Source organism: Streptomyces sp. NPDC089915, from assembly GCF_040684675.1.
Taxonomy (GTDB): Bacteria; Actinomycetota; Actinomycetes; order Streptomycetales; family Streptomycetaceae; genus Streptomyces.
The window spans coordinates 1,770-5,023 of sequence record NZ_JBFBGN010000239.1 but is presented as its reverse complement, the minus strand read 5'-3'; the positions used below and the strand labels follow the sequence as shown (position 1 = coordinate 5,023).

At 56.7% G+C, this 3,254-nt stretch carries 1 rRNA gene; it reads right to left on the bottom strand.

Features of this window, described 5'->3' with window-relative positions:
• Positions 1–32: 32 nt before the first annotated feature.
• A 23S ribosomal RNA gene (locus AB0O29_RS34035) occupies positions 33–3,149 on the bottom strand.
• Between the last annotated feature and the right edge of the window lie 105 nt (positions 3,150–3,254).

Here is a 3,254-nt window from a genome sequence, read left to right as displayed (position 1 = left end):
CTTCAGAACTAACACAGTGGACGCGAGCAACTGAGGACAAGCCCTCGGCCTATTAGTACCAGTCAGCTCCACCCGTTACCGGGCTTCCACATCTGGCCTATCAACCCAGTCGTCTACTGGGAGCCTTACCCTCTCAAGGAGGTGGGAATACTCATCTTGAAGCAGGCTTCCCGCTTAGATGCTTTCAGCGGTTATCCCTCCCGAACGTAGCCAACCAGCCATGCCCTTGGCAGGACAACTGGCACACCAGAGGTTCGTCCGTCCCGGTCCTCTCGTACTAGGGACAGCCCTTCTCAATATTCCTACGCGCACAGCGGATAGGGACCGAACTGTCTCACGACGTTCTAAACCCAGCTCGCGTACCGCTTTAATGGGCGAACAGCCCAACCCTTGGGACCGACTCCAGCCCCAGGATGCGACGAGCCGACATCGAGGTGCCAAACCATCCCGTCGATATGGACTCTTGGGGAAGATCAGCCTGTTATCCCCGGGGTACCTTTTATCCGTTGAGCGACGGCGCTTCCACAAGCCACCGCCGGATCACTAGTCCCGACTTTCGTCCCTGCTCGACCCGTCGGTCTCACAGTCAAGCTCCCTTGTGCACTTACACTCAACACCTGATTGCCAACCAGGCTGAGGGAACCTTTGGGCGCCTCCGTTACCCTTTGGGAGGCAACCGCCCCAGTTAAACTACCCATCAGACACTGTCCCTGATCCGGATCACGGACCGAGGTTAGACATCCAGCACGACCAGAGTGGTATTTCAACGGCGACTCCACAACCACTGGCGTGGCTGCTTCAAAGTCTCCCACCTATCCTACACAAGCCGAACCGAACACCAATATCAAACTGTAGTAAAGGTCCCGGGGTCTTTCCGTCCTGCTGCGCGAAACGAGCATCTTTACTCGTAGTGCAATTTCACCGGGCCTATGGTTGAGACAGTCGAGAAGTCGTTACGCCATTCGTGCAGGTCGGAACTTACCCGACAAGGAATTTCGCTACCTTAGGATGGTTATAGTTACCACCGCCGTTTACTGGCGCTTAAGTTCTCAGCTTCGCAACCCCGAAAGGTCACTAACCGGTCCCCTTAACGTTCCAGCACCGGGCAGGCGTCAGTCCGTATACATCGCCTTACGGCTTCGCACGGACCTGTGTTTTTAGTAAACAGTCGCTTCTCGCTGGTCTCTGCGGCCACCCCCAGCTCACGGAGCAAGTCCGATCACCAGTGATGGCCCCCCTTCTCCCGAAGTTACGGGGGCATTTTGCCGAGTTCCTTAACCATAGTTCACCCGAACGCCTCGGTATTCTCTACCTGACCACCTGAGTCGGTTTAGGGTACGGGCCGCCATGAAACTCGCTAGAGGCTTTTCTCGACAGCATAGGATCATCCACTTCACCACAATCGGCTCGGCATCAGGTCTCAGCCTTAACGTGTGACGGATTTGCCTACCACACGGCCTACACCCTTACCCCGGGACAACCACCGCCCGGGCTGGACTACCTTCCTGCGTCACCCCATCGCTTACCTACTACCACCTTGGGTCAGCGGCTCCACCACTTTCCTTTCCCCGAAGGGTCCGGAACGGCTTCACGGCCTTAGCATTAATGGATTCGATATTGGGCGTTTCAAAGCGGGTACCGGAATATCAACCGGTTGTCCATCGACTACGCCTGTCGGCCTCGCCTTAGGTCCCGACTTACCCTGGGCAGATCAGCTTGACCCAGGAACCCTTAGTCAATCGGCGCACACGTTTCTCACGTGTGTATCGCTACTCATGCCTGCATTCTCACTCGTGAACCGTCCACAACTAGCTTCCGCTGCTGCTTCACCCGGCACACGACGCTCCCCTACCCATCACAGCGGGCGTTGGCCCTATTGCTGCAATGACACGACTTCGGCGGTACGCTTGAGCCCCGCTACATTGTCGGCGCGGAATCACTTGACCAGTGAGCTATTACGCACTCTTTCAAGGGTGGCTGCTTCTAAGCCAACCTCCTGGTTGTCTCTGCGACTCCACATCCTTTCCCACTTAGCGTACGCTTAGGGGCCTTAGTCGATGCTCTGGGCTGTTTCCCTCTCGACCATGGAGCTTATCCCCCACAGTCTCACTGCCGTGCTCTCACTTACCGGCATTCGGAGTTTGGCTAAGGTCAGTAACCCGGTAGGGCCCATCGCCTATCCAGTGCTCTACCTCCGGCAAGAAACACACGACGCTGCACCTAAATGCATTTCGGGGAGAACCAGCTATCACGGAGTTTGATTGGCCTTTCACCCCTAACCACAGGTCATCCCCCAGGTTTTCAACCCTGGTGGGTTCGGTCCTCCACGAAGTCTTACCTCCGCTTCAACCTGCCCATGGCTAGATCACTCCGCTTCGGGTCTAGAGCGTGCAACTCAATCGCCCTATTCGGACTCGCTTTCGCTACGGCTTCCCCACACGGGTTAACCTCGCTACACACCGCTAACTCGCAGGCTCATTCTTCAAAAGGCACGCAGTCACGAGACGTACAAGTACGTCCGACGCTCCCACGGCTTGTAGGCACACGGTTTCAGGTACTATTTCACTCCGCTCCCGCGGTACTTTTCACCATTCCCTCACGGTACTATCCGCTATCGGTCACCAGGGAATATTTAGGCTTAGCGGGTGGTCCCGCCAGATTCACACGGGATTTCTCGGGCCCCGTGCTACTTGGGAGATGAGCAAGCAAGCCGTACAGATTTCAGCTACGGGGGTCTTACCCTCTACGCCGGACCTTTCGCATGTCCTTCGCCTATCCATACGGTTTCTGACTCGCCTCACAGCCGGCAGACTGTGAAAGCTCATTCCCACAACCCCGCATGCGCAACCCCTGCCGGGTATCACACGCATACGGTTTGGCCTCATCCGGTTTCGCTCGCCACTACTCCCGGAATCACGGTTGTTTTCTCTTCCTGAGGGTACTGAGATGTTTCACTTCCCCTCGTTCCCTCCACACTGCCTATGTGTTCAGCAGTGGGTGACAGCCCATGACGACTGCCGGGTTTCCCCATTCGGACACCCCCGGATCAAAGCTCAGTTGGCAGCTCCCCGGGGCCTATCGCGGCCTCTCACGTCCTTCATCGGTTCCTGGTGCCAAGGCATCCACCGTGCGCCCTTAAAAACTTGGCCACAGATGCTCGCGTCCACTGTGTAGTTCTCAAATAACGACCAGCCACCCGTCACACCCTGCCGAAGCAGACCTTTACCGGGGCCGGCACTGAAGACTGACCAAAG